15 protein-coding genes are annotated in these 23353 nt (G+C 65.6%); 6 read left to right on the forward strand and 9 right to left on the reverse strand.

All coding sequences use genetic code 11. The features are described 5' to 3' along the window. Position 1 precedes the first annotated feature (1 nt). The 4 genes from RTI28_RS26175 (at position 2) to RTI28_RS26190 (ending at position 8667) form a co-directional block, all read left to right on the forward strand. A complete protein-coding gene (locus tag RTI28_RS26175; RefSeq protein ID WP_316923184.1) occupies positions 2-4441 on the forward strand; it encodes an AAA family ATPase in 4440 nt (1479 codons plus the stop codon). A 214-nt stretch (positions 4442-4655) separates the two neighbouring features. Further along, complete coding sequence (locus RTI28_RS26180; RefSeq protein ID WP_316923185.1) at positions 4656-6599, forward strand: autotransporter outer membrane beta-barrel domain-containing protein; 1944 nt, start codon at positions 4656-4658, stop codon at positions 6597-6599. Between the two features lie 480 nt (positions 6600-7079). Further along, entirely contained in the window at positions 7080-7703 is a 624-nt protein-coding gene (locus RTI28_RS26185; protein ID WP_316923186.1) for an START domain-containing protein, read from the forward strand. Positions 7704-7833: 130 nt separating this feature from the next. Continuing rightward, positions 7834-8667, forward strand: a complete 834-nt coding sequence (locus RTI28_RS26190; RefSeq protein WP_316923187.1) for a bifunctional allantoicase/(S)-ureidoglycine aminohydrolase — start codon at positions 7834-7836, stop codon at positions 8665-8667. 187 nt (positions 8668-8854) lie between these two features. Here the strand turns inward: RTI28_RS26190 and RTI28_RS26195 are convergent, their stop codons facing one another. The 6 genes from RTI28_RS26195 to feaR form a co-directional block, all read right to left on the reverse strand. Beyond that, positions 8855-9730, reverse strand: a complete 876-nt coding sequence (locus RTI28_RS26195) for a LysR family transcriptional regulator (protein ID WP_316923188.1) — start codon at positions 9728-9730, stop codon at positions 8855-8857. Between the two features lie 173 nt (positions 9731-9903). Further along, the gene (locus RTI28_RS26200; RefSeq protein ID WP_410479045.1) at positions 9904-10278 is read right to left on the reverse strand and encodes a DUF5329 family protein; all 375 of its coding nucleotides are present in this window, start codon (positions 10276-10278) and stop codon (positions 9904-9906) included. Positions 10279-10368: 90 nt separating this feature from the next. Beyond that, positions 10369-12387: a TonB-dependent receptor gene (locus tag RTI28_RS26205; RefSeq protein ID WP_316923189.1), complete on the reverse strand. Its 2019-nt coding sequence runs from the start codon at positions 12385-12387 to the stop codon at positions 10369-10371. Positions 12388-12715: 328 nt separating this feature from the next. After that, positions 12716-13576, reverse strand: coding sequence for a transporter (locus RTI28_RS26210; RefSeq protein WP_316923190.1), 861 nt, complete (start codon positions 13574-13576; stop codon positions 12716-12718). A 90-nt stretch (positions 13577-13666) separates the two neighbouring features. Then, positions 13667-15778 carry a PQQ-dependent dehydrogenase, methanol/ethanol family gene (locus RTI28_RS26215; protein ID WP_316923191.1) on the reverse strand — a complete coding sequence of 704 codons (2112 nt, stop codon included), beginning with the start codon at positions 15776-15778 and terminating at the stop codon, positions 13667-13669. Between the two features lie 169 nt (positions 15779-15947). After that, on the reverse strand, positions 15948-16880 hold the full coding sequence (feaR, locus tag RTI28_RS26220) for a transcriptional regulator FeaR (RefSeq protein WP_316923192.1): 933 nt from the start codon (positions 16878-16880) through the stop codon (positions 15948-15950). Between the two features lie 224 nt (positions 16881-17104). On the opposite strand from feaR, the gene RTI28_RS26225 reads away from it, so the two are divergent. Beyond that, positions 17105-19282: a TonB-dependent siderophore receptor gene (locus tag RTI28_RS26225; protein WP_316923193.1), complete on the forward strand. Its 2178-nt coding sequence runs from the start codon at positions 17105-17107 to the stop codon at positions 19280-19282. A gap of 47 nt (positions 19283-19329) precedes the next feature. On the opposite strand, the gene RTI28_RS26230 is transcribed toward RTI28_RS26225, so the two are convergent. Next, complete coding sequence (locus tag RTI28_RS26230) at positions 19330-20211, reverse strand: LysR family transcriptional regulator (protein ID WP_316923194.1); 882 nt, start codon at positions 20209-20211, stop codon at positions 19330-19332. 138 nt (positions 20212-20349) lie between these two features. On the opposite strand from RTI28_RS26230, the gene RTI28_RS26235 reads away from it, so the two are divergent. Continuing rightward, a complete protein-coding gene (locus tag RTI28_RS26235; RefSeq protein WP_316923226.1) occupies positions 20350-21336 on the forward strand; it encodes an NAD(P)H-quinone oxidoreductase in 987 nt (328 codons plus the stop codon). A gap of 51 nt (positions 21337-21387) precedes the next feature. Here RTI28_RS26235 and RTI28_RS26240 read toward each other — a convergent pair whose 3' ends face one another. Further along, on the reverse strand, positions 21388-22167 hold the full coding sequence (locus RTI28_RS26240; protein ID WP_316923195.1) for a glucose 1-dehydrogenase: 780 nt from the start codon (positions 22165-22167) through the stop codon (positions 21388-21390). Continuing rightward, on the reverse strand, positions 22164-23339 hold the full coding sequence (locus tag RTI28_RS26245) for an acyl-CoA dehydrogenase family protein (protein ID WP_316923196.1): 1176 nt from the start codon (positions 23337-23339) through the stop codon (positions 22164-22166). The genes RTI28_RS26240 and RTI28_RS26245 overlap by 4 nt, the downstream gene beginning before the upstream one ends. Positions 23340-23353 lie beyond the last annotated feature (14 nt).

Below are 23353 nucleotides of genomic sequence, written 5' to 3' on the forward strand. Positions count from 1 at the left end.
GATGAACCTGCTCGAACTCAAGGACAAGATCAAATCCCACCTGGTCGCCGGCTACCCGGGGCTGTACATCCACTCCGGGGAAGAAGCGCGGGTCGACAGCATGCTGCAGGACGTCGCCGCACAGCTGCGCCTGAACCCCAAGGAATGGAACCTCGGCTACGGCTGGGTGGACTTCTTCAACAAGCAGCCGCGCGGCAGCCAGGGCGCCGACACCGACCTGGCCAGCAGCCTGCCGGCGCTGCTCGACGATGACCTGGACCACAAGCTGTTCATCATCAAGGACGCCCGCAGCGCCCTGGAAAACCAGCCCCTGGCGGTGGCGCGGCTGAAGCAGCTGCTCAACCGCATCCAGCGCCATCACAGCGGCAAGGCCGCGGTGGTGCTGGTCTCGGAAACCCTGCACATCCCGCCGCAGATCGAAGCGCAGATCACCCTGCTGCCCCTGCCGCTGCCGCGTGGCGAGGAGATCAGCGAGCAGCTCGAACAACTCTGCCAGCGCTTCGAGCTGACCGTGCCGGAAAACCTGCGCCAGCGCCTGCATGCCGCGTGCAGCGGCCTGAGCCAGGAAGAGATCCGCTCGGCGCTGGCCATGGTCCGCCAGCAGCACGAGCAGATCAACGATGCCGCGCTGGCGCTGATCCAGCATGAGAAGGAACAGATCATCGCCAAGAGCGGCGTGCTGGAAATGCTTCGGGTCAGCGAGAACGCCACGGACATCGGCGGCCTGGAAAACCTCAAGCAATGGCTGCAACGCCGCGCGCAGATCTTCCGCCGCCTCGGCGAAGCCCGCACGGCGCGGGTGCAGGCGCCCAAGGGGGTGCTGATCGCCGGCATGCCCGGCTGCGGCAAATCGCTGACCGCCAAGGCCGCGGCCGGGCTGTTCCAGTTGCCGCTGCTGCGCCTGGACATCGGTTCGCTGCTCGGCAAGTACGTCGGCGAGAGCGAGCACAACATGCGCCGCGCGCTGACCATGGCCGAATCGGTCAGCCCGTGCATCCTGTGGATCGACGAACTGGAAAAGGCCTTCGTCGGCATGACCAGCGGCAGTGGCTCGGAGGTGTCGTCGCGGCTGTTCGGCTACTTCCTGACCTGGATGCAGGAAAAGACCGGCGCGGTGTTCGTCATCGCCACGGCCAACAACATCACCGCGCTGCCACCGGAGCTGCTGCGCAAGGGACGCTTCGACGAGGTGTTCTATGTCGGTTTTCCCAATGGCAGCGAACGCGGCGCGATTCTCGACATCCACCTCAAGGGTGACGCCCTGGAGCTGAAACAGGACGAGCGCCACGCCCTGGTCCGCCAATGCCGCGACTACGCCGGTGCCGATATCCAGAACGCGATCAACGAAGCCCGGGAAACGGCGTTCCTGGAAAACCGCGCGCTGAAGTTCGACGACCTCCAGGCGGCCATCAAGCTCACCGTGCCCCTGCGCGAGACCCTGCGCGATCAGGTCGGCAAGTACGAGGAGCTGTTCGAAAAGCTGAAACTCAAGCCCGCCTCGACCTGCGACGGCCTGAGCGTGGCGGAAATGATCAAGCTGGCGGACAGCCACAACGCCCTGCGGCGCAAGGAAGTCGCGACCCACGAGGACTGCCCGGACGACCTGCTGGAGAAACTCGCCGGCGACACCGACCTCGACGTGCGCACCGCGGTGTACAGCAACCCGAAATGCCCGGAAGGCCTGCTGACCCTGCGCATCAATATCGCGGCCGATCAACCGGGCTACGACCTGGCACTCCTGCACCTGGCCTGCATGCACGCCAATGCACCCCACGACCTGCTGGCCTCGCAGTTCGAGCGCCTGCAACTGAGCATCGAGCAGAAAGTCCGGCTCGCCGTCATGAGCGATCACGAAGCGCTGCACCGGCGCCTGCTGGGCGACGCCGACCATGAGGTGCGGGGCCATCTGGCCAGCAATGACACGCTCAACGGCGAGATCCAGCAGTTGCTGGGCAAGGACCCGCTGGTGGCGGTGCGCTGCGACCTGGCCAGGAACGACAACCTGCATGCCGAGACCCAGGCGCTGCTGGCCCGGGACGAATCCTTCGAGGTGCGCGAAGTCCTCGCCCGGCTCGCTCAGCTCGGCGAGGCGGTGCAACTGACCCTGAGCCAGGACGAGGATGTGGACGTGCGCCTGGAACTGGCCGAGCGCACCCGCGACGCCCTGCTGCCGGAAAGCGTGCAGCTGGTGCTGGTCAAGGATTGCCTGGAAGTCCGCCAGGCCCTCGCCGGCAACGAGAACCTCGGCGCGGCGGCGCAATTGCTGTTGGCCCAGGATCACCGGGTCGAGGTGCGCCAGACCCTCGCCAGGCACCCGGCGCTGGCCAGCGCCACCCTGCAGTGCCTGCTCAAGGACGTCGAAGCGGTGCAGGTGGAACTGGCGGGCAACGCGCAGCTGGGTTCGGCACTGGTGCAGATGGGCCTGAGCCACAGCGAGTCGCCGGAGGTGCGCAAGGCCCTGGCCGGCAACCGCCAGCTCAACGTCGAAGTACAGACCCGGCTGCTCGCCGACGCCAGCGAGGCCGTGCGTAAAGCCCTCGCCGGCAACCCGGGCATCAGCCTGGAAACCAGTGAAGCGCTGATGCACGACAGCAATGACGACGTCCGCGAGTACCTGGTGAGCTGGCCGCAGAAGCCCGCGCCAAGCGTCCAGGCGCATCTGGCGAACGACGCCAGCGCGAGCATTCGCCAATACCTGGCGCGCCGCGAGGAGCTGTCCGAAACCGTTCAGCAACGCCTCGCCAACGACCTGCCGGAGGTGCAGTGCGCGCTGGCGGGCAATGCCTGCATCACGGCTGCGGTCCAGCGACACCTGCTGGAACACGGCGACAGCGACACCCGGCGTGCCCTGGCGGGCAACGAGGCGCTGAGCGGGCCGGTGCAGGCACGCCTGGCCGAGGACCCCAGCGTCGAGGTGCGGGTCACCCTGGCGCGCAATGCGGCGCTGGCGCTGGAAGTCGCCGACAAGCTGATCATGGATCAGGCCGACGTGCGCAAGGAGCTGGCCTGCAACCGCCATCTCGGTGAGGCGCACTATGCCCGGCTGTTCAAAAGCGGCGGGGAAGAGGTGCGCCTGGCACTGGCGGTGAACCCGGAAATCGGCGAAGCGCTGATGACCCAGATCGCTCAGTTGGAGGCACCCGCGGCCGCCAGGCCAGCAGCGTCCGGCGCCGCGTTGGGCGCCGTGGTCGGCTCGGCAACGAACATGGCCGTCGGTGCGGGAATCTTCGGCGGCTTGCTCGGGAACACGGGCCGCGTCACGGCCGCTGCGACCGCCGCTGCAACCGTTGCCGCGCGCGCCGCGGCCACCGTGGCCTGGCTCGACGAGCAGAGCATGATCAAACCCAAGCTGCTGCTGGCACGCAATCACAACCTGCCGGTGGCGCTGCAAACGCTCTTGCTGGCCCAGGGCGAGCAGTCCGTGGAGCTGCACGAGGGCCTGGCCGGCAACCCGGCCCTGGCGCCCGAGCTGCAAAGCGTGCTGGTAACACACAAGGAAGTCAGGGTCCGGCAGAAACTCGCCGATAACCCGAACCGCAGCGAGGAGGTGGAACGCCTGCTGCTCAACGACCCGCAGGCGTCCGTGCGCGCCGCGCTGATCCGCGAACATGGCTGGCTGGACCCGGACATGGAGCTGCAACTGGCCCGGGACAAGGCCGTCAGCGTGCGGCTCGCCCTCGCCGGCAATGACTGGGTGCGCAAGCCTGCGCAACTGCTGCTGGCCGGCGATCCGGACAAGAGCGTGCGCAGCCGCCTGCTGCAACGGCCGGACGGTGTCACCCGCCGTCTGGAACGCAAGACCCAGCAACTGCTGGCGCAGGACAGCGACCTGGAGGTGCGCAAACTGCTGGCGGTGTACCCGGAGCTGGATTTTGCCGCACAGCTGCTGCTGGCCGAAGATCCCGCGGTCAGCGTACGCGAGATCCTGGCCAAGGGCGCGGAAGACAACTGGTTCGGCACGCAACTGAACGAGGAGGTACAGGCGCGCCTGGCCAGGGACGCGAACGTCAGCGTGCGCCTGGCCCTGGCGGAGAACCATCGCCTGTGTCCGGCGGCCCAGGCACGCCTGGCGGCGGACGCCGACCGCAGCGTGAAAACCAAGTTGCTGGAGGAGTCCGGGTTCATGAACCCACTCTCCCTGCTGGCCCAGCAAGTGCTGGCCAGCGATGCCGACAGCGAGGTACGCAAGGAGCTGGTGGACAAGCTGTTCGGCGTCTTCGCCTTCCCCAGCAGCGAGGAAATCCACATGAAGCTGGCCAATGACCCGGATGAATCGGTGCGCGTGCAGATCATGAGGAACCTGCTGTGGCCTTACAACCGGGGCACATGCAGCAACGCGGTGAAGGAGCGCCTGCTCGAAGGCGATGACGGCAGCCTGCGCAAACGCCTGGAGGAGGTCGAGCGCGAACGCCAGGCGAGGAGGAACGAACCGCTGCACTGAGGCCAGGCAAGCGATGTTCCCACAAGCGCCATCGGTCACTTGTGGGAACATTTTTCTTGCCGCCTCTCGGACAAGCCGACGATGAATCCGCCAACCTCCCGTGCCTGACCCGCCAACTCACAAAAATCTGTCACAAACCGGCCCGCTTCCTGCTGTCGCTACGCCGTCACATCGTCAAGATGCCCACGCCTACCGACACACAAGGACAAGTGCCGTGCTCAAACCCCTCGCCATCGCCGTCGCCATCGGATCTTCCCTGCTCTCTGCCGAGGCCGATGCCTACGACTACGGAGACTACGCCGGACAGACCCTCGACCGGCTGATCAACGACTACCCCGGCCGCTACCGCGGCACCGCCAATTTCGCCGGCGCCGCCGACTGGATGCAGTCGCAGCTGAGCTTCGGCTACCAGACCCGCCGCCAGGACTTCACCTGGGCCGGCAACCGCAGTTCGCAGAACGTCATCGCCTCCGCCGCCGGTAGCAGCAGCAACTACGTGGTGCTCGGCGCCCACTTCGACACCTACTACGGCCGCCCCACCCTGCAGGGTCTGGACGACAACGCTTCCGGCGCCGCGGTGCTCACCGAGATCGCCCGCAACCTCGGCGGCCTGCCCCTGGAGAACGGCCTGCAAGTGCTCGGCTTCGGTGCCGAGGAGGAAGGCCTGCGCGGTTCGCGCGCCTACGTCGCCGCGCTCAGCGACAGCCAGCGCGCCAACCTGCTGGGCATGATCAACCTCGACAGCCTGATCACCGGCGACCGCATGTACGCCCACGCCGCCAGCAACGCCGTGGACAACCCGGCCCTCGGCGCTTACCGCGACCAGTTGCTGCGCATCGCCCGGGAACTGAAGATCGACCTGTTCAGCAACCCCGGCCTGAATGCCGAATACCCCGCCGGCACCGGTTGCTGCAGCGACGGCGAGAGCTTCAACGGTCTTGGCGTACCGGTGCTGTTCATCGAGGCGACCAACTGGGAGCTGGGCGATCTCGACGGCTACCAGCAGACCGACAACCCGGCCATTCCCGGCGGCTCCACCTGGCACGACCCGAGGGAGGACAACCAGGCCGTGCTGACCAATGCCTTCGGCCAGGAACGCATCGACCAGCGCCTGCGCGACTTCTCGCGGCTGCTGACGCGCCTGGTGCTGGAGCTGACCAACGCCGACCTGCTCGCCTCCAACGCCTCCGGCGGCGCCCTGGCGCGGCAGATGGAAGACCAGTTGCAGCGCCAGCACCAGGCCATGACCCGCCTGCACGATCGGCGCTGGCTGAGCCTGCTGGGCAGCGAGCGGGCGGTGGGCAGCTTCGATGGCGAAGTGGGGGTCGAGGGTGAGGTGTCGCCGGACAGTGGTTTCGACGCGCCGGGCAATCCCGAGTCGAAGCGCCTTGGCCTGCATCTGCTCGGCGACTATCGCCTGAGCGAGGCGGCGACCGTCGGTGCCAGCCTCAGCTTCGAGCGCAGTCGCGATCAGCTCGAGCATGGTGGGCGGATCGAGGGGGATACCTGGCAGGTGGGGGTCTTCGGCCTGCTCGATGCTGACGGGCCGGGCTGGCTGGCGGGTGAGTTGAGCGCCGGGCACAGCCGCCTCGATACCAAGCGTTCGGTGTTCATCCAGGCCCATGGCGGGCCGGTGCTGCTGGATCAGCGCCTGACGGGCGATACCTCGGCGCTGTTCTGGGGCGCGCGGGTCGAGGGCGGTTACGACTTCGCCCTCGGCGGGCTGAAGACCGGGCCGGTGGCGGGGCTGGATCATGTTCACTACCGTATCGACGACTTCGATGAGGACGAGGCGCTGCGCACCGCCCTCGGTTTCGAGGAGCAGGACTACGACACCCTCGAGGCCAGCCTTGGCTGGCGCCTGCACGGTGATCTCGCTCTGGGTGCAGGCATGGCGATCAAGCCGTACGCCAGCGTACGCTGGGTGCGCGAACTGGCTGACGGGCGCCTGGACGAAATCGACCTGACCAGCCGCGCCGATGGCCGCGTGCGGGTGGCGGACCTGAGCGCCGTGGACAAGCGTTTCGGGCGCGCGCAACTGGGTGCGCAGTTGAGGCTGAGCGAGCAGTTGGGGGTATTCGCCGAGGCCAATAGCCGGTTCGCCCATGCCGAGGGCAATCAGGCCGGGTATTCGCTTGGGGTGCAGTGGCTGTTCTGATTGGAGCGGATGCGGGCCCTGTGGTGTATAGGGCTTGCCAGAGAGCCGCATCAGGGCTGCCAGGTGCCTGTCGTGAGTCTTGCAGCGCCCTCCAGATCGAGCGCCGCCCGCGCGGCGCATCGCGGATGAATCCGCTCCCACATCGGTTGCAACGTGCCATGGCCTGTGGGATTTGGGTTGTCAGCCTTTGTCTTGCGGCGATGCATCGCGGGGAAGCTGTTGGGTTCGGCTCGGTATCGCGTCGTGCCGACAAGGCGGACAACCATGGCCTGTCAGGCATAGGTACGTTGCAACAAATGTTGGAGCGGATTCATCCGCGATGCGCCGCGCGGGCGGCGCTCGATCTTCAGAGCGCTGCAAGACTCAAGACAAACCCCTGGCGGCCGTGACACGGCTCCCCAAACCATAACGATCGGCCCCCATAGAACCAACACAAATCCCAACTATCCTGAAACCACCACCCCAGCCAGACCGCCCGCCATGCAGCGCCTCATCCTCCTCACCCTGACCCTGCTCCTGAGCACCGCCCAGGCCGCCGATCCCTGGCACCTGGCCCACGAAGAAGCCGGTATCCAGGTCTACCTGCGCGACGTCCCCGGTTCGAAATACCAGAGCTTCCGCGGTGTCGCCACGATCAAGGCCGATGTCCGCACCCTCAGCGACCTGCAGGAAAACCTGCGGGTGGCCTGCAAATGGCTGTACGCCTGCGCCGACATGCGCCTGCTCAAGGTCGAGGGCGACACCACCTGGGTCTACCTGACCACCGCCCTGCCCTGGCCCGCCACCACCCGCGACATGGTGCTCAAGGTGCAGACCGAGCGCGCGGACGATGGCAGCCTGGTCCGCCATCTCACGGCCGTACCGGGCATGGTCCCGCGCGAGCCGGGACAGATCCGCGTCACCCGCCTGCAGGGCACCTGGCAGATGATCCCCAAGGGCGCACGGCAAACCGAAGTGACCTACGAAATGCGGGCCGATCCCGCCGGCGATATCCCCGCCTGGCTGGCCAACCAGTTCGTCATCGACGCCCCGATGATCACCCTGAAGACTTTGCGCGCCGTGGCCGAACGCCAGGGTGTGGTTTCCCCGACACCCATTCAGTAATCAAATACCACGAATTCCAACATTTAATTTGTGGATGCACCGCGATGCTCATACTGTAGAGCTGCAAGCCCCGGTAGCACGGCCGTCCAGGCGGTCCCGGGGACACAACAACAAACACCCGAGACTGTCCATGTCGAAATCCTACTTCGCCCCCCACGGCGGGCACCCGGCTCAGACCGAGCTGCTGACAGACCGTGCGATGTTCACCGAAGCCTATGCCGTCATCCCGAAAGGCGTGATGCGCGACATCGTCACCAGCCATCTGCCCTTCTGGGACAAGATGCGCATGTGGGTCATCGCCCGTCCGCTGTCCGGTTTCGCCGAAACCTTCTCCCAGTACATCGTCGAAGTGGCGCCGGAAGGCGGCAGCGAGCGTCCTGAGCTGGACAAGAACGCCGAGGCGGTGCTGTTCGTCGTCGAAGGTGAAGTCGACATCACCCTGCAGGGCAAGCCGTACACCCTCAAACCGGGTGGCTATGCCTTCATCCCGCCGGCCGCCGAGTGGAGCCTGCGCAACAACAGCAACGCCAACGTCACCTTCCACTGGATCCGCAAGCACTACGAGGCTGTCGAAGGCCTGCCGCATCCGGAAGCGTTCGTCACCAACGAACAGGACATCACCCCGATCCCGATGCCGGGCACCGATGGCGCCTGGGTCACCACGCGCTTCGTCGACATGGCCGACATGCGCCACGACATGCACGTCAACATCGTGACCTTCCAGCCGGGCGGCGTGATTCCGTTCGCCGAGACCCACGTCATGGAGCACGGCCTGTACGTACTGGAAGGCAAGGCGGTGTATCGCCTGAACCAGGATTGGGTGGAAGTGGAAGCCGGCGACTTCATGTGGCTGCGCGCCTTCTGCCCGCAGGCCTGCTACTCCGGTGGCCCTGGCCCGTTCCGCTACCTGCTGTACAAGGATGTGAACCGCAACGTGCATCTGACGCTGAATCCGAAGCGTTGATGCGGACTGCGCGAGCAGCCTGAACCAGAAGCCCGCCTGTCGAAGGCGGGCTTTTTGCTTTTGCTTGCGGGCCTCATCGCAGGCAACGCCCGCTCCTACAGATTCCGCAGCGCACCCGAATCCTGCGGTTTGCACAGAAGCCAGTGGGAGCGGGCGTTGCCCGCGATTGGCCCGCAGCGTCGCCTGTTCACTCCTGATCCAGCAACTTCGCCAGCACCGCCCCCAGTTCCTTCACCATCGGCTCCGCCGTCCCCCGGTGCACCACCACGATCTCGTAGCTGTCCACCACCGGCAGCCCATCCCCCTCCCCCAGCACCCGATGATCCCCGGTCACCGCCCGCGGCGGCAGCAGGCTGATGCCCATCCCGTCCGCCACCGCCGCCTGGATCCCGCTCAGGCTGGAACTGGTGAACGCAATCCGCCAGCGCCGTCCCAGGCCTTCCACCGCGCTGATGATCTCGTCGCGGTACAGACCACGGGGCGGAAAGGTCACCAGCGGGATCGGGTCCAGTGCCAGGGCGGGATTCTTCGCACTGTCGATCCAGGCCAGTTCCTCCGCCCAGCTCGCCACCCCTTCCCGGCCATTGCGCCGCTGCTTGAGCAGGACCAGATCCAGCTCGCCATTGTCGTAGCTCTGCGCGATATCGCGACACAGGCCACTGGTGACTTCCAACTTGACCTGCGGGTGCCTGCGGTTGAAGGCCGACAGTGCATTGGTGGTACGTCCACCGACGAAGTCCTCCGGCACGCCCAGGCGCACGGTCACCCCCACCGTCGCCCCGGCCAGCGCCTCCAGCATCTGGTCGTTCAGCGCCAGCATATGGCGGGCATAGCCCAGCAGGGTCTGCCCGGCATCGGTGGGCAGGACCTCGCGGTTGCCGCGCTCGAGCAGGCGATGGCCGACCATGTCTTCCAGACGGCGAACCTTCTGGCTGATGGTGGATTGGGTGGAATGCAGGCGGGAGGCGGCGGTGGTGAAGCTGCCGCAGTCGGCGACGACGACCACGGCGCGAAGGAGGTCGAGGTCGAAGAGCGTTCTAGTGGTTTTTGGAATGGGAAGCATGGCGATATTAGAAAAATGGATGACCTCGAATTTTCTAGCACGCCGATTGAGGGACGGCAATGTATCGGTCTGACATTTGCTTAGGACAAACACCTGGCCCGTCCTGAAGATGAAGCGAACTATGCGGGGAAACTGGTCCTGGCTTCCCGGCAAGAACGTCCTTGAACCAGAGCCTATTCGTTCCGACGAATCCGCTGCAGTTCTGCCTCCAGCCAACCACCCGCCAACTGGACTCCCGCGGCACAACGAATCTCGTAGGCCTTCCCACTCATGCTGCTTTGGGTCGCCGCCAGTTCGATGAAGTCTTCCGTGCGGGTGAGCAGTTTCTTCCTCTGCAGATAGGCCTGCTTCTTCTCCAGATGCGCCCGGGCCTGTTGCGCGGAATACGCGCTGCCATTGCGCACGAACTGGCACTGGCTGTTTTCGACGAAGGTCAACAGCTGTTCGATTTCCTGCGCCATGCGCTCCGTTGCGCAGGCCAGCGGAGCGCCCAGCCATACGACAAGGGCAAGCCCAGGGGTCACCAGGTGACGAGTAATCTGACGCAAGGTGATGTCCTCCAAAAGCGTCGGAATCTATCACCTTGCAGTCGCCGCCGACCGAGCGAGGCTATTACCAGGGATGTCGGACGAATGCCGTCAGAAGCGTACCTTCACGCCTACGTAACCGGTACGGCCCGGCGCCGGCTCGTAGTACCGCCCACCACTGTCATTGATCCGCAGGTTGTCGTAGTAGCGACGGCCCGTCAGGTTGTCCAGCCCCACATAGGGCTCGACATTCTCCGCCCAGCCCTTGAGCTGCATGCCCAGGCGCAGATTGACCAGGGCATAGCCGCCGACCCGCGCGGTATTGCCGCTGTCGGCGTACTGGCGGTCGAAGACCGAGGTGTTGACGCGCGCGTACCAGTTGTCGCGGCTGTAGCTCAGCTCGCCGAACAGGCTCTGCACCGGGATGCCCGGCAGGCGATTGCCGTCGGCATTGTCGAAACTGCGGTAGGTGTAGTCGTTGAGGCTGTAGGCCGTGGTCAGTTGCCAGTGTTCGTCGGGCTGCCAGCGGGCACTCAGCTCCAGGCCATCGCGACGGGTCGAGCCGGCATTGCGATAGAAGGTGCGGCCATCGACATAGGGCACCAGCTCATCGCGGGTGTCGATGCGATAGACCACGGCTTCGTAGCGCCAGTGGGCCGTCTCGCCCTTGAAACCGATCTCCTGGTTCAAGGCTTCGGCCGGTTCGAGGCTGCTGTTGAAGCCGCCGCCGTTCGGGTTGGCCAGCTCGCTGACGGTTGGGGTCTCGAAGGAGGTGGCAACCCGGGCGTACAGCGTATGGTGCGGGTCCAGGCGGTAGCTGAGGCCGACACTGTAGTTGAGGTCGCGCAGGTTGCGCTTGCCGGAATCGTCGCCGTCACGCAGGAAATGATCGTCCACGTTCAGGCGCACGGTGTCGTGTCGCAGGCCGAGGCTGAGCAGCCAGTTCTCGGTCAGTTCGGTCTGGTTTTCGATGAACAGGCCGAAGCTGCGCGCCTCTTCGCGCTGGCGAGAGGTCAAGGCGCCCTTTTCACCCCCGACGATATTGTTGTTGCGATCACGATCGTCGCGCAGGGACTCGAGATCCGCGCCAACGGTGAGCTTGTGGCCGAGACCGAACCAGTCGGCGACATGCGTGTAGTTGGCACCGACGCCACCGAACAGGCGCTCGTAGCTGGTCTGCCCGTTGGCGGCCAGTGGCAGGCGATTCTCGAAATCCCGTTGTCCGATATAGCTGCGGATCTGGTAGGTATCTTCACCCACCGGCTGGCCGTCCCACACCAGCGACAGACGCTGCTGAGTGATGCGCTCATCGGAGTCGAAGGAAAGGCTTTGCGGACGCGCCTGATTGCGATCCGCCCGCACCTGCCCCAGGGTCAGGCCGCCCGGATCTTCCGAACGGTTGTCCAGCGCATGCAGGGTCAACCCCAGACGCCCCGTCTCGCCCCACCAGCGCAGTTTGCCGGTGAGGTTGTTGGCCTCGCTGGTGGCATGCTCGCGGTAGCCTTCGGACTGGGTCGAGCTCAGCGCCAGCAGCGCGCCGACATTGCCGTGCGTGCCACTGGCCTCGACGCTCTGCCGGCGGAAGCCGTAGCTGCCGAAACTGACATCGCCCGCCACCGACGGCTGCTCGCTCGGCTCGCGGGTATTGATCGCCAGCACCCCACCCGCGCCATTGCCATAGAGCACGGCCGCCGGCCCGCGCAGCACTTCCATCCGCTCCACCAGGCCGAGGTCGAAGCCATCCAGTTCGGTCTGCCCGTCCGGCATGGTCAGCGGCACGCCGTCCACCAGCACGCGAATGCCGCGCACACCGAAACTGGAACGCGAACCAAAGCCGCGGATCGCCGGGCGCAAACCCTGGGCGGCGTTGTAGCGGCTCTGCACCACCACCCCCGGGACCGCGGACAGCAGGTTGCCGAGGGTCAGCGCCTGTTCGCCGCGGCTGTCGCCGGCATCGACGACGCTGGCGGCCAGCGCGGCCTGGGCCCACTGGTCGCCGCTGCGAGTGGCGCTGACCACCACGGGTTCGACTTCGACAGGGGTCTCGGCGAGTACGCCGGTGGAGGTCAACAGCAATGCGCCAAGGGTGACGCGACGGTGTGCGGCACGTTGCCGCTCGTTGTTCTTCATGGGCTGTTCCATCTGCTCCCGCGGGGATGTTCCGACACGCCGGCTGCGCTCGCGCGCGTGGGTTGGATGCTCGTCAGGGCCCAACCCTACGCAAGCGCGTGGGCACAAGGCCAGTAAGCAGGAGTTAGAAGTAGCGGGTACTTAGGTAGGTCACTCGAAAGTAGGAGATCGGGATGAGTTCCGCGTTGTAGGAGCTGGCTTGCCTGCGAAGGACCGCGCAGCGGTCCCAGAACTCACTGCTATCGGGGACCGCTGCGCGGTCCTTCGCAGGCAAGCCAGCTCCTACAAGCCTATACGTGCGGTCCAACGTGGTCCCGACAACACCGTTTCAGTAGAAATACGCCAGCCTGAACTGCAGCGAGTTGTCGATCTTCACCCCCTCGCGCACCGAGGTGTCGTGCATCACCTGCCCCAGCACCTGCAGTTGCTTGCCGACCATGGTCGCCACGGTAAAGCCGACCGTGCCGTTGTCGCGGCTGGTCGCCAGGGTTTCGCCATCGAGGGTCTCGCGCGCCCCCCAGTTGTGGCGGTAGCTGATCGCAGCGTAGGTCTCGGGGGTGAAGTTGTAGCGCAGGTGGTTGTGCAGCTGGAACAGCGTGTCCTTCTTCGCATCGGTCGAGCGCTGGTCCTGGTAGAACTCGGCCTCGGCGATCACGTCCCAGGTGATCCTGTCGGTCAGGCCCTTGATGTAGCCCGCCTGCAGATCCACCGCCCAGCGGTTGTTGCTGAGGGCGAAGCCCTGGTTCTTGTCGCTGCCGGTGGGCGCGGTGAAGAACACCGACCAGCCGAGGTGCTCGTTGCGCGCCAGGTCGGCGATGGTCCACAGGGTGCCGCCGAAGGTGATGTCGCCAAGGCCCGAATGCTTGGTGTGGGTGGCACCGACATCCTGCTGGCCGAAGGGGATCACGATCTGCGGATCCCAGGTGTAGCCGGTGCCGAAGAAGTCGGTGAAGTGGATCAGACGCAGCACGCCGACGGTCATGTCCAGGTCGAGGTCGTCGGCGACCTTCTTGCCGCCGGAGTAGACCTTGTCGCCACGCGGGTTCTGCTGGTAGAGCACGACCACGTCGGTGCCCTTGGGCAGCGCGGTGTAGTCACCGGGGTCGGGCTTGACATCGGCCAGGGCCGCGAGAGAAACGCCGAACAGGGCGAGGCCGGCCGCCAGGGCCGAGGGACGGATGATCTTCATGGTGAACTCTCATTGTTGTTTTTGTTGGCGTGCAGCGTCCCGGACGGCCCCATTCTCAAGGGCCGCCAGGAGGTTTCGGACGGATCGGACTCAGTTGCCGGCGTTGGCCTTCAGGTCGGCCTGCAGATCATGGGTGCGCTTGACCAGGTACTGACGGATCAGCTCCATGTCCTCGGGCTTGAGGATGTCGGAGAAATTCGGCATGCCGCGGTAGATCAGCGCGCCGCTGACGAAGGCCGGGAAGGCCTGGTGCTTCTCCTTGGTCAGGTAACGCAGGTCCGGGACGACACCGCCGGCGACCGCGTTCAGGCCATGGCAGCCCGCGCACAGGCCATTGAACATGCCTCGCGCCTGGACCAGTTGCTCGGGACTGGCGCTCAGTTCCAGGTCCACGTTGGGGAATACCGGCGCTTCGCGCGGCGGCGGCAGCTCGCCCTTGGCGCCCAGCTTGAAGGCAATGATCCGCGACTCCGACTGGACCTTGGCCTTGTTGGTCAGGGAGCCGGTGAGCAACGGCAGGATGCCGCCCCAGCCGACGGAAAAGGCTACGTACTGGTCCTGGCCCACGGTGTAGGTGATCGGCCCGGCCATCACCCCGGAATTGGCCCGGTGTTCCCACAGCTTTTCACCCTTGTCGGCACTGTAGGCCACCACCCGGCCGTCCGCGGTGCCCTGGAACACCAGGTTGCCCGCGGTGGCCAGGGTGCCGCCGTTGCCGGCGCTGGCGTAGGCCTGCTTCCAGGCCGGCGCCTGCCTGACCGGGTCCCAGGCGATCAGCTCGCCGGTCCAGGCGTCGCGAATCTGCTTGAAGGTCTTCGGATCCTCCGGCAGATCCGGTACGTCCAGGCCGAAGTTCAGCACCGACTTGTTCGGGAAGAACATCGGCTCTTTCGCTGCCTTCAGTTCGGCCAGGGTGTGCTGGGCCGGGATGTAGACGTAACCGGTGTTCGGGCTGTATGACATCGGGTGCCAGTTATGCCCACCGAGGAAGCTCGGCTGTACGACCTTGGGTTCCTTGGAGTAGTCCGCGGCGCCGGTCAGCACCGGGCGCCCGGTCTGCAGATCGATCTCGCTGGCCCAGTTCACCGGCACGTAGTTCTTTGCCGACAACAGCTTGCCGTTGCTGCGGTCGAGGACATAGAAGAAGCCGTTCTTCGGTGCCTGCATCAGCACCTTGCGCACCTGGCCGTCGACCTTGATGTCGGCAAGGATGATGTGCTGGGTCGCGGTGTAGTCCCAGCGATCCTGCGGGGTGACCTGGTAGTGCCAGACGTACTCGCCGGTGTCCGGGCGCAGGGCCAGGATCGACGAGACGAACAGGTTGTCGCCCTTGCCCTGGCTGCGGAACTGGTAGTTCCACGGCGAGCCGTTGCCGGTGCCGACGTACAGCAGGTCGAGGTCCGGGTCGTAGGCCATGGAGTCCCAGGCCGTGCCACCACCGCCCCACTTCACCCAGTCGTCGCCGCTCCAGGTTTTCAGGGCCATGGCCATCGCCGGGTTTTCCGGCGGCAGTTTCGGATCGCCCGGCACGGTGTAGAAGCGCCAGGCCTGCTTGCCGGTCTCGGCGTCGTAGGCGGTGACATAGCCGCGCACGCCGAACTCGGCGCCGCCGTTGCCGATCAGCACCTTGCCCTTGACGATGCGCGGCGCGCCGGTGATGGAGTAGCTCTTGCTGCGGTCGAGGATGGTGTCCACCGCCCAGACTTCCTTGCCGCTGGCCGCGTCGAGGGCGATCAGGCGGCCGTCGAAACTGCCGACATAGACCTTGCCGTTCCACACTGCGACGCCGCGGTTGACCGGGCCGCAACAGCCCTGGCTGAGGTTTTCCGGCGGCACATGGGGGTCGTATTTCCACAACAGCTCGCCGGTCGCCGCATTCATCGCGTAGACGATGCTGAAGGCGCCGGTGGTGTACATCACGCCATCGACCACGATGGGCGTGGCTTCGGTACCGCTGTCGATATCCAGGCGCGTGGTCCAGGCCATGCCGAGCTGGCTGACGTTCTTGTCGTTGACGGCGTCCAGCGGGCTGTAGCGCTGCTCGTCGTAGGTCCGGCCGTGGCTCATCCAGTTGCCGGGTTCGAGGTTGGCGTTGGTCAGGCGCTTGGCATCGACCTGGGCGGGGGCACTGCTGTCCAGCGCCGAGGCCGACAGGGACGACAGCAGCAATGGCAGACCCGCCAGCAGAAAGAGGGTTTTCATGTGTTTCGGACTCCAGCGACACATTTATTGTTGTCAGGCGCCCACGGTCGAACGGCTCCCGTGGGTCGCGCACTAGCAGGCTTCGCGACTACGCAGGGCTATTAGAAGTTTTGCGAGGGAACTGCGCTTGACTGTGACCGCCAACGCAGTTGGCATTTTTCGCCAGTGCTCACACCTGGAAGGCGTGAGCCCGGTAGTCGCGGGGCGACACCTCGAACTGGCGTTTGAAGGCGCGGCTGAAATGGGCCACGTCGACGAAGCCCCACTTGAAGGCGATCTGGGTGATCGACTGGCTGCGCAGGGTATGGCTGCACAGGTCGTGGGCCACCCTGGTCAGACGGGTCCGCAGGATATAGCGCGAGACGCTTTCACCGTGTTCCTCGAACAACCGGTAGAGACTGCGCACCGAGGTATGCAACTGATCCGCCAGGTAAGCAGGACCGAGGTCGACATCCTGCAGGGACTCATCCACCAGGCGCAGCGCCGTGGCGAACAGGCTGCTGCTCTCCAGCAGATGCGCCTGCCCCTGCGCCTGCCCGGACATCGCCGGCAGCACCAGCGACACCAGCGCACTCTGGATCGCCTGGCCGTCGTCGCCATTGGCCGCGCCATCGCCGAGCATGCCGATCGACTGCACCAGCGAACGCACCATGCGACTCGACACATTGTTGCGCGACAGTTTGCCGAACAGGTTATCGCCCTTGAACTGGCGGGTGACGATATCCCGCGACAGGTGCACCGAAACGTTCTCCACCAGGCCCAGCGGCTCGATCTCGAACAGCCGCGCCGAATCCACCAGGGCGATGTCTTCCGGGCCCAGTTCCACTTCCATGCCGGCCTGGCGGATGCGCTGGCGGCCGCTGCGCTGGTAGATGAGGAAGCAGTGGCTGTCGTCGCTGTCGACACCGATCAGCTCGCGGCTGATCAGGCGCGCGTTGGTGCGGATATGGGCGGTGTCCAGGGCACCGATGGTCTGGCTGTGGATCTCGCCGATGAAGTGCCGGGTCAGGCTGGAAGGCAGGGTACTGAAGTTGCCGCAGATGCTGCGCAGGGACTGGCACCAGCGCTCGAATCCGATCTGTTCGCTCGATGACAGGAACATGACGCCTCCGAGATTATTGTTTTAGTTAACATATTATCTAATTCACACGAGAGCAAGCCGAATAACGATACACAATAGACTTTGTTTTTTCATTTTAAGTATCGTAAAAACTCAAATCCCCTCTCCCTCTCTTCCCCATGAGTGTTGTAGCACGCGACATCCCTTGACATGGTTTTTGATAAATATTCTCATAAGCATTCTTTTTATCACTCAAGGTGTATCCCATGTCGTTCCCCGCGCCACCGTGTCGCTTCACCCCTGCCCGCAGCCTGCTGGCGATGGCGGTCTGCATGGCCCTGCAGGCCCCGGCCATGGCCGCCGAATCCAGCCAGGCCACGCCACCGGCAACCGTGGAGCTGGGTGCGACCGAGGTGGTCAACACGCAGTTGGGCAGCACCACCGAAGGCACGGCGTCCTACACCACCGGGGCGATGGCGACCGCCACCAAGCTGCCCATGACCATGCGCGAAACACCGCAGGCCACCACCGTCATCACCCGCCAGCGCATGGACGACCGGGCCATGACCAGCATCAATGACGTGGTCAGGTACACCCCCGGGCTGTTTCTCAGCCAGTCGAGCGGACCGGGGCGGCAGACCTACAGCGCGCGCGGTTTCGACATCGACAACCTGATGTACGACGGCATCCCCAGCACCTACCAGGGCTGGATCGTGGGCGCGCAGCCGAACCTGGCGATGTTCGACCGGGTCGAGATCGTCCGTGGCGCCACTGGCCTGGTCACCGGTGCCGGCAACCCGTCGGCGGCGATCAACCTGGTGCGCAAGCGGCCGCTGGCCGAGCAGAAGGTCACCCTCACCGGCGCGGCGGGCAGCCATGACGATTACCGCGGCGAGGTCGATGCCTCCAGCCCGCTGAACGCCAGCGGCACCCTGCGCGGCCGGGTGGTGAGCTCGTGGCAGGACGCCAACAGCTTCGTCAAGGGCGGCGAGGAACAGCACGGCCTGTTCTACGCCATCGGCGAGGCCGACCTGAACGACGACACCACCCTGTCGCTGGGCTTCTCCCACCAGAAAGACAAGAACAACTACTTCTGGGGCGCCTCGATGGTCGGCCTCGATGGCCATCACCTGGACCTGCCGCGTTCGTACAACCCGGGCACCTCCTGGGAAAACAAGGACCAGGAAATCAACACGCTGTTCGCCGAGGTGCGCCACGACCTGGGCAACGACTGGAAGCTCCAGGTCAATACTTCCTACACCGAACAGAACGCGCTGTTCTCCGGCTCCTACCAGTCGCGCTGGGCCAGCGACCTGAGCCTGGGTCGCACCGTCTACCAATCGGCGCACGATGAAAACCAGGCCGGCATGGATGCCTTCGTCAGCGGTCCGTTCGAGGCCTTCGGGCGCAGCCATGAACTGGTGGTGGGCGCCAGCAAGCGCATCTACGACATGACTACCCACGACTACAGCCCCTACGACACCGACTGGCCGCTGAATGCCGGCAAGCCGGACTTCGTGCACACCGGCAACAGCCGCACCGTGACCAACCAGGAAGGCGTCTACGCGACCACCCGCCTGAGCCTGGCCGACCCGCTCAAGCTGATCCTCGGTGGTCGCCTGGACTGGTACGACTACGACGACAAGGAAAGCGCCGAAGCAGACTACAAGGTCACCCGCAACGTGACCCGCTACGCCGGCCTGATCTACGACCTGGACCCGCATCACTCGGTGTATGTCAGCTACAGCGACATCTTCAATCCGCAGAGCTACAAGGACGCCTCCGGCAGCCCGCTCGCGCCGGTGGTGGGCAAGAACTACGAGGTCGGCATCAAGGGCGAATACTTCGACGGCGATCTCAACGCGACCCTCGCGCTGTTCCGCGTCGACCAGGAAAACCGCGCGGTATCGCTCACCGACGTGTCCGGCTGCGTGGACCCGACCAACTGCTACGCGGCCTCCGGCGAGGTGCGCAGCCAGGGTATCGAGCTGGAACTGCAAGGCGCCCTGAGCGAGAACTGGCAGGTCGGCGCGGGCTACACCTACGCGCGCACCCACTACCTGAAGGACGATGCCAATCCGCGCAACGAGAACCAGCGCTTCAGCACCGACACCCCCGAGCACCTGTTCAAGGTGTCCACCGTGTATCACCTGCAAGGTGCGCTGGAAAAACTCCGGGTGGGCGGCAACGTCTACTGGCAGAGCCGCATGTACAACGACATCGACACCGCCAGCGCCGGCAGCTACCGCCTGCAGCAGGGCGGCTACGCAGTCACCGACCTGATGGCGGGCTACCGGCTGACGCGCAACCTCGACCTGCAGCTCAACGCCAACAATATCTTCGATCGCAAGTACTACTCGTCAATCTCCAGCTCGGTGCTCTACGGTGGCGACACCTACGGCAATCCGCGCAACATGATGGTGACCGCCAAGTACAGCTTCTGACGCTTCACGGCATGGCGCAGGGATGCGCTTTTCGACATGCCACCGCCCTACTCGCCACGCCCCGACAGTTCCTCGAACGCCTGCACCAGCGCATCGATCACCGCGCGAATCCTCGCGGTATGGCGAAAGTCGCCATGGGTCACCATCCACACTTCATAAGGTTTGCTGCGTTGGCACTCCGGCCATAGCCGCACCAGGCCATCCTGCTGCCCCATGTACAGCGGAATCTCCCCCAGCCCGATCCCGGCCTTGAGTGCACTGCGCACCAGGATGCTGGTATTGCCGGTCATGACGATACGTCCCGCACCGATCGGCTCCCCCGCCAGGCTCGCCTGCGCATCCTGCAGCCATGGCTCGTACATGACCAGGTCATGGCCGGCGAACGCCGTGCCCCGCGCCGGTTCGCCGTGGGCGTCGAGGTAGGCCTGCGCGGCGAACAGGCCCATGGGCCAGCTGGCCAGGCGACGCACCACCAGGTCGGGGTTGTCCGGCTTGAGCGTGCGAATGGCGATGTCGGCATCACGCCGCGACAGGTTGAGCAGGTCGGACGAGCTGTTGAGGGTGATCCGCACCTGCGGATGGCGAGCATGCAGGCGCGCCACCGCGGGAATGACGAAATCCACCGCCAGCGAGTCCGTGGTGGTCACCCGCACCTCCCCCGACAGCGCCCGGTCCTGCCCCTGTGCCCGACGCACCAGCTCGATGGCCGAGACTTCCATGCGCTCGGCGATCTCCAGCACGCTCTCGCCCACTTCGGTGAGCTGGTAGCCGCTGGCGGTGCGCAGGAACAGGGTCGAGCCGAGCGCGTGCTCCATCGCGGCGATACGCCGGCTGACGGTCGCCTGGTCAACGTTCATTTCCCGCGCCGCACCGCGCAGCGTCTGCTGCCGGGCCAGGGCGAGGAAGACCCGTGCATCGTTCCAGTTCATGTCTTTCTCCTGCTGCATTCCTGCAGCCCAGCCCTGAGAAAACGCTGCACGACCGCTGGCCGCCGCGTCCCTAGGATGGGCCACACCTCCATAGCGTAGAGATTGTCACTCATGTTGACACCCACCCTTCCCTCCCTGATGACCGCCATCGACATCGTCCAGCCAGGCGGCCCCGAAGTGCTGAGCGCAACCCAGCGCCCCCTGCCGAGCGTGAACGCCGGTGAGCTGCTGATCCGGGTACACGCCGCCGGCGTCAACGGCCCGGACGTGCTGCAACGCAAGGGCCTGTACGACCCGCCCGCCGGCGCGTCGGACATTCCCGGCCTGGAAGTCGCCGGCGAAGTCGTCGCCCTCGGTGCGCAGACCACCCGCTTCAAGGTCGGCGACCAGGTCATGGCCCTGATCCCCGGCGGAGGCTACGCCGAGTATGCGGTCGCCGACCAGCGCACCACCCTGCAACTGCCGCAGGGGCTGAGCATGATCGAGGCGGCGGCGCTACCGGAAACCTTCATGACGGTCTGGGTCAACCTGTTCCAGCGTGGTCAGTTCAAGGCTGGCGAGACGGTGCTGATCCATGGCGGCGCGTCGGGCATCGGCACCACCGCCACCATGCTGGCCAAGGCCTTCGGCGCCGCGAAGATCTTCACCACGGTGGCCAACGCCGAGCAGCAGGCCGCCAGCCGGGCGCTGGGCGCGGATCACGCGATCGATTACGAAACCCACGACTTCGTCACCGAGGTCATGCGCGAGACCGATGGCCGTGGCGTCGACGTCATCGTCGATATCATCGGCGGCGACTACGTCGACCGGAACCTGAAAACCGCCGCGATGAATGGCCGTATCGTGCAGATCGGCGTGATCAAGGGCCCGGCCAGTCACGTCGACCTCTTCCCCATGCTGGTCAAGCGCCTGACCCACATCGGCTCGACCCTGCGTTCGCGCAGCCACGAGGAAAAGGCGGCGATCATCGCCGAGCTGGAGGCGCAGGTCTGGCCGCATATCCGCAGTGGCCGGATCAAGCCGCTGATCTACGCCACCTTCCCCCTCAGCGATGCCCGGGCGGCACACGAGCTGATGGACTCGGGTCGACACATCGGCAAGATCGTCCTCACCCCCTCGCTGTAACCCCCGCGCCCCGGCTACCCCGCTCTGCAGCAGGGTAGCCGGGGCACTGCGTCAGAGTCCCGAACAGGCATGGCCGCCATCGACCACGATCTCGCTGCCGGTCATGCCCCTGCCCGCATCAGACGCCAGCAGCAGCAAGGCGCCATCCAGATCGGCGCAATCGCAGAAGCGCCGGGAAGGAATCCGCGCCCGGAGGCGCTCCCCCGCTTCGCTGGCGAGGAAGCCTTCGTTGATCTCGGTGAGCACATAGCCCGGGGCGATGGCATTGACCCGAATCTGATGCCGCGCCAGTTCCAGCGCCATGGAGCGGGTGAGATGGCTCAAGCCCGCCTTGGCCGCGCAGTAGGGGCCGACACCACCACTCACCCGCGCAGCGAGGATCGAGGTGATGTTGATCAGGCTACCGCCGCGTCCCGCCTCCACCATGCCCCGCGCCACTTCCTGGGCGACGACCCAGGCACCCCTGAGGTTGGTGTCGAGAATCGCCTGCCAGTCGTGGTCGTTGTAATCGAGCACGCGCTTGGTATCGCTGACGCCGGCGTTGTTGACCAGGATGTCGATGCCGCCGAAATCGGTGTGGATCGCCGCCAGGCAGTCGAGCACCGACTGCCGCGAAGTGACGTCCAGGGCATAGGCGCGGGCCTCGTGGCCTTCGAAGCGCAGGTCGTTGACCAGTTCGTCGAGGCGCTCCACGCGCCGGGCGGCGACCGCCACCCTGGCGCCCGCGGCCGCCAGGGTCCGCGCGAAGTGACGGCCCAGGCCGCTGGAGGCGCCGGTGACCAGCACGCATTTGCCACGCAGGTCGAACAGTTGCACAGGCGAACGGCTCACTGCACACCTCCGTCCAGGCGCGCGAGGATCTTGCGCGACAGGCTCATGCGGTGGACCTCGTTGGGACCGTCATAGATGCGGAACCCGCGAGCGTCGCGGAAGATCCGGTCGACGATGGCCTCGCTGGTGACGCCCTGGCCGCCGAGGATCTGCACGCTGCGGTCGATCACCCGCCAGATGCCTTCGGAACTGATCACCTTGGCCATGCTCGATTCGAAATTGCCGCGTTCGCCCTGGTCGAGAATCCAGGCACAGTGCCAGATCGCCAGGCGCGTGGTGAGCAGGTCCATCTCGTTGTCGGCGAGCATGAAGCCGACGCCCTGGTGCTCGCCCAGCTTGCGCCCGAACGACTCGCGCTGACGGGCATAGGCGGTGGCGACATCGTGGGCACGGCGGGCCTGGCCGAGCCAGCGCATGCAGTGGGTCAGGCGCGCCGGTGCCAGGCGCACCTGGGCATAGCGGAAGCCCTTGCCCACCTCACCCAGCACATCCGCGGCCGGCACGCGCAGGTTGTCGAAGCGCAGCACCGCATGGCCGCCGGTGAAGCAGGTGTCCAGCGAATCCATCATGCGTTCGAGGATGAAGCCGGGCTTGTCGGTGTCGGTGAGGAACATGGTCGCGTTGCCGTCCTCGGTACGCGCCATGATGATCGCGAAGCTGGCACCTTCCGCCCCGGTGATCAGCCACTTGCGGCCGTTGATCACGTAGTCGTCGCCGTCGCGCACGGCGATGGTGGCGAGCATCGAGGGATCGGAGCCGGCACCGGGCGCCGGCTCGGTCATGGCGAAGCAGGAACGGATATGCCCCTGCACCAGCGGCCGCAGCCAGCGGTCCTTCTGCGCTTCGGTGGCGACCACTTCCATCAGGTGGATATTGCCTTCGTCCGGCGCGTGGATGTTCATCGCGGTCGGCCCGAGCGGCGAATAGGCGGCCTCTTCGAAGATCACCGCCTTGGCGATATGGGACAGGCCCAGCCCACCCATTTCCGGCGACGCATGGGGCGTCAGCAGGCCCCAGGCACGGGCCTTGGCCACCAGGTCCTGGCGCAGGTCCTCGGTGGGGCCGTGGGGGGTCTGTCGCGGGTCCTGCTCCAGCGGGATGATTTCACGGGCGATAAAGTCGCGGACCTTGGCCTGCAGGGCCTGCAGTTCATCGGAGAGGGCGAAGTTCATAACGGTTTTCCTGT

Origin of the sequence: Pseudomonas sp. zfem002 (genome assembly GCF_032621685.1) — a bacterium.
GTDB classification, from domain to species: Bacteria; Pseudomonadota; Gammaproteobacteria; order Pseudomonadales; family Pseudomonadaceae; genus Aquipseudomonas; species Aquipseudomonas japonica.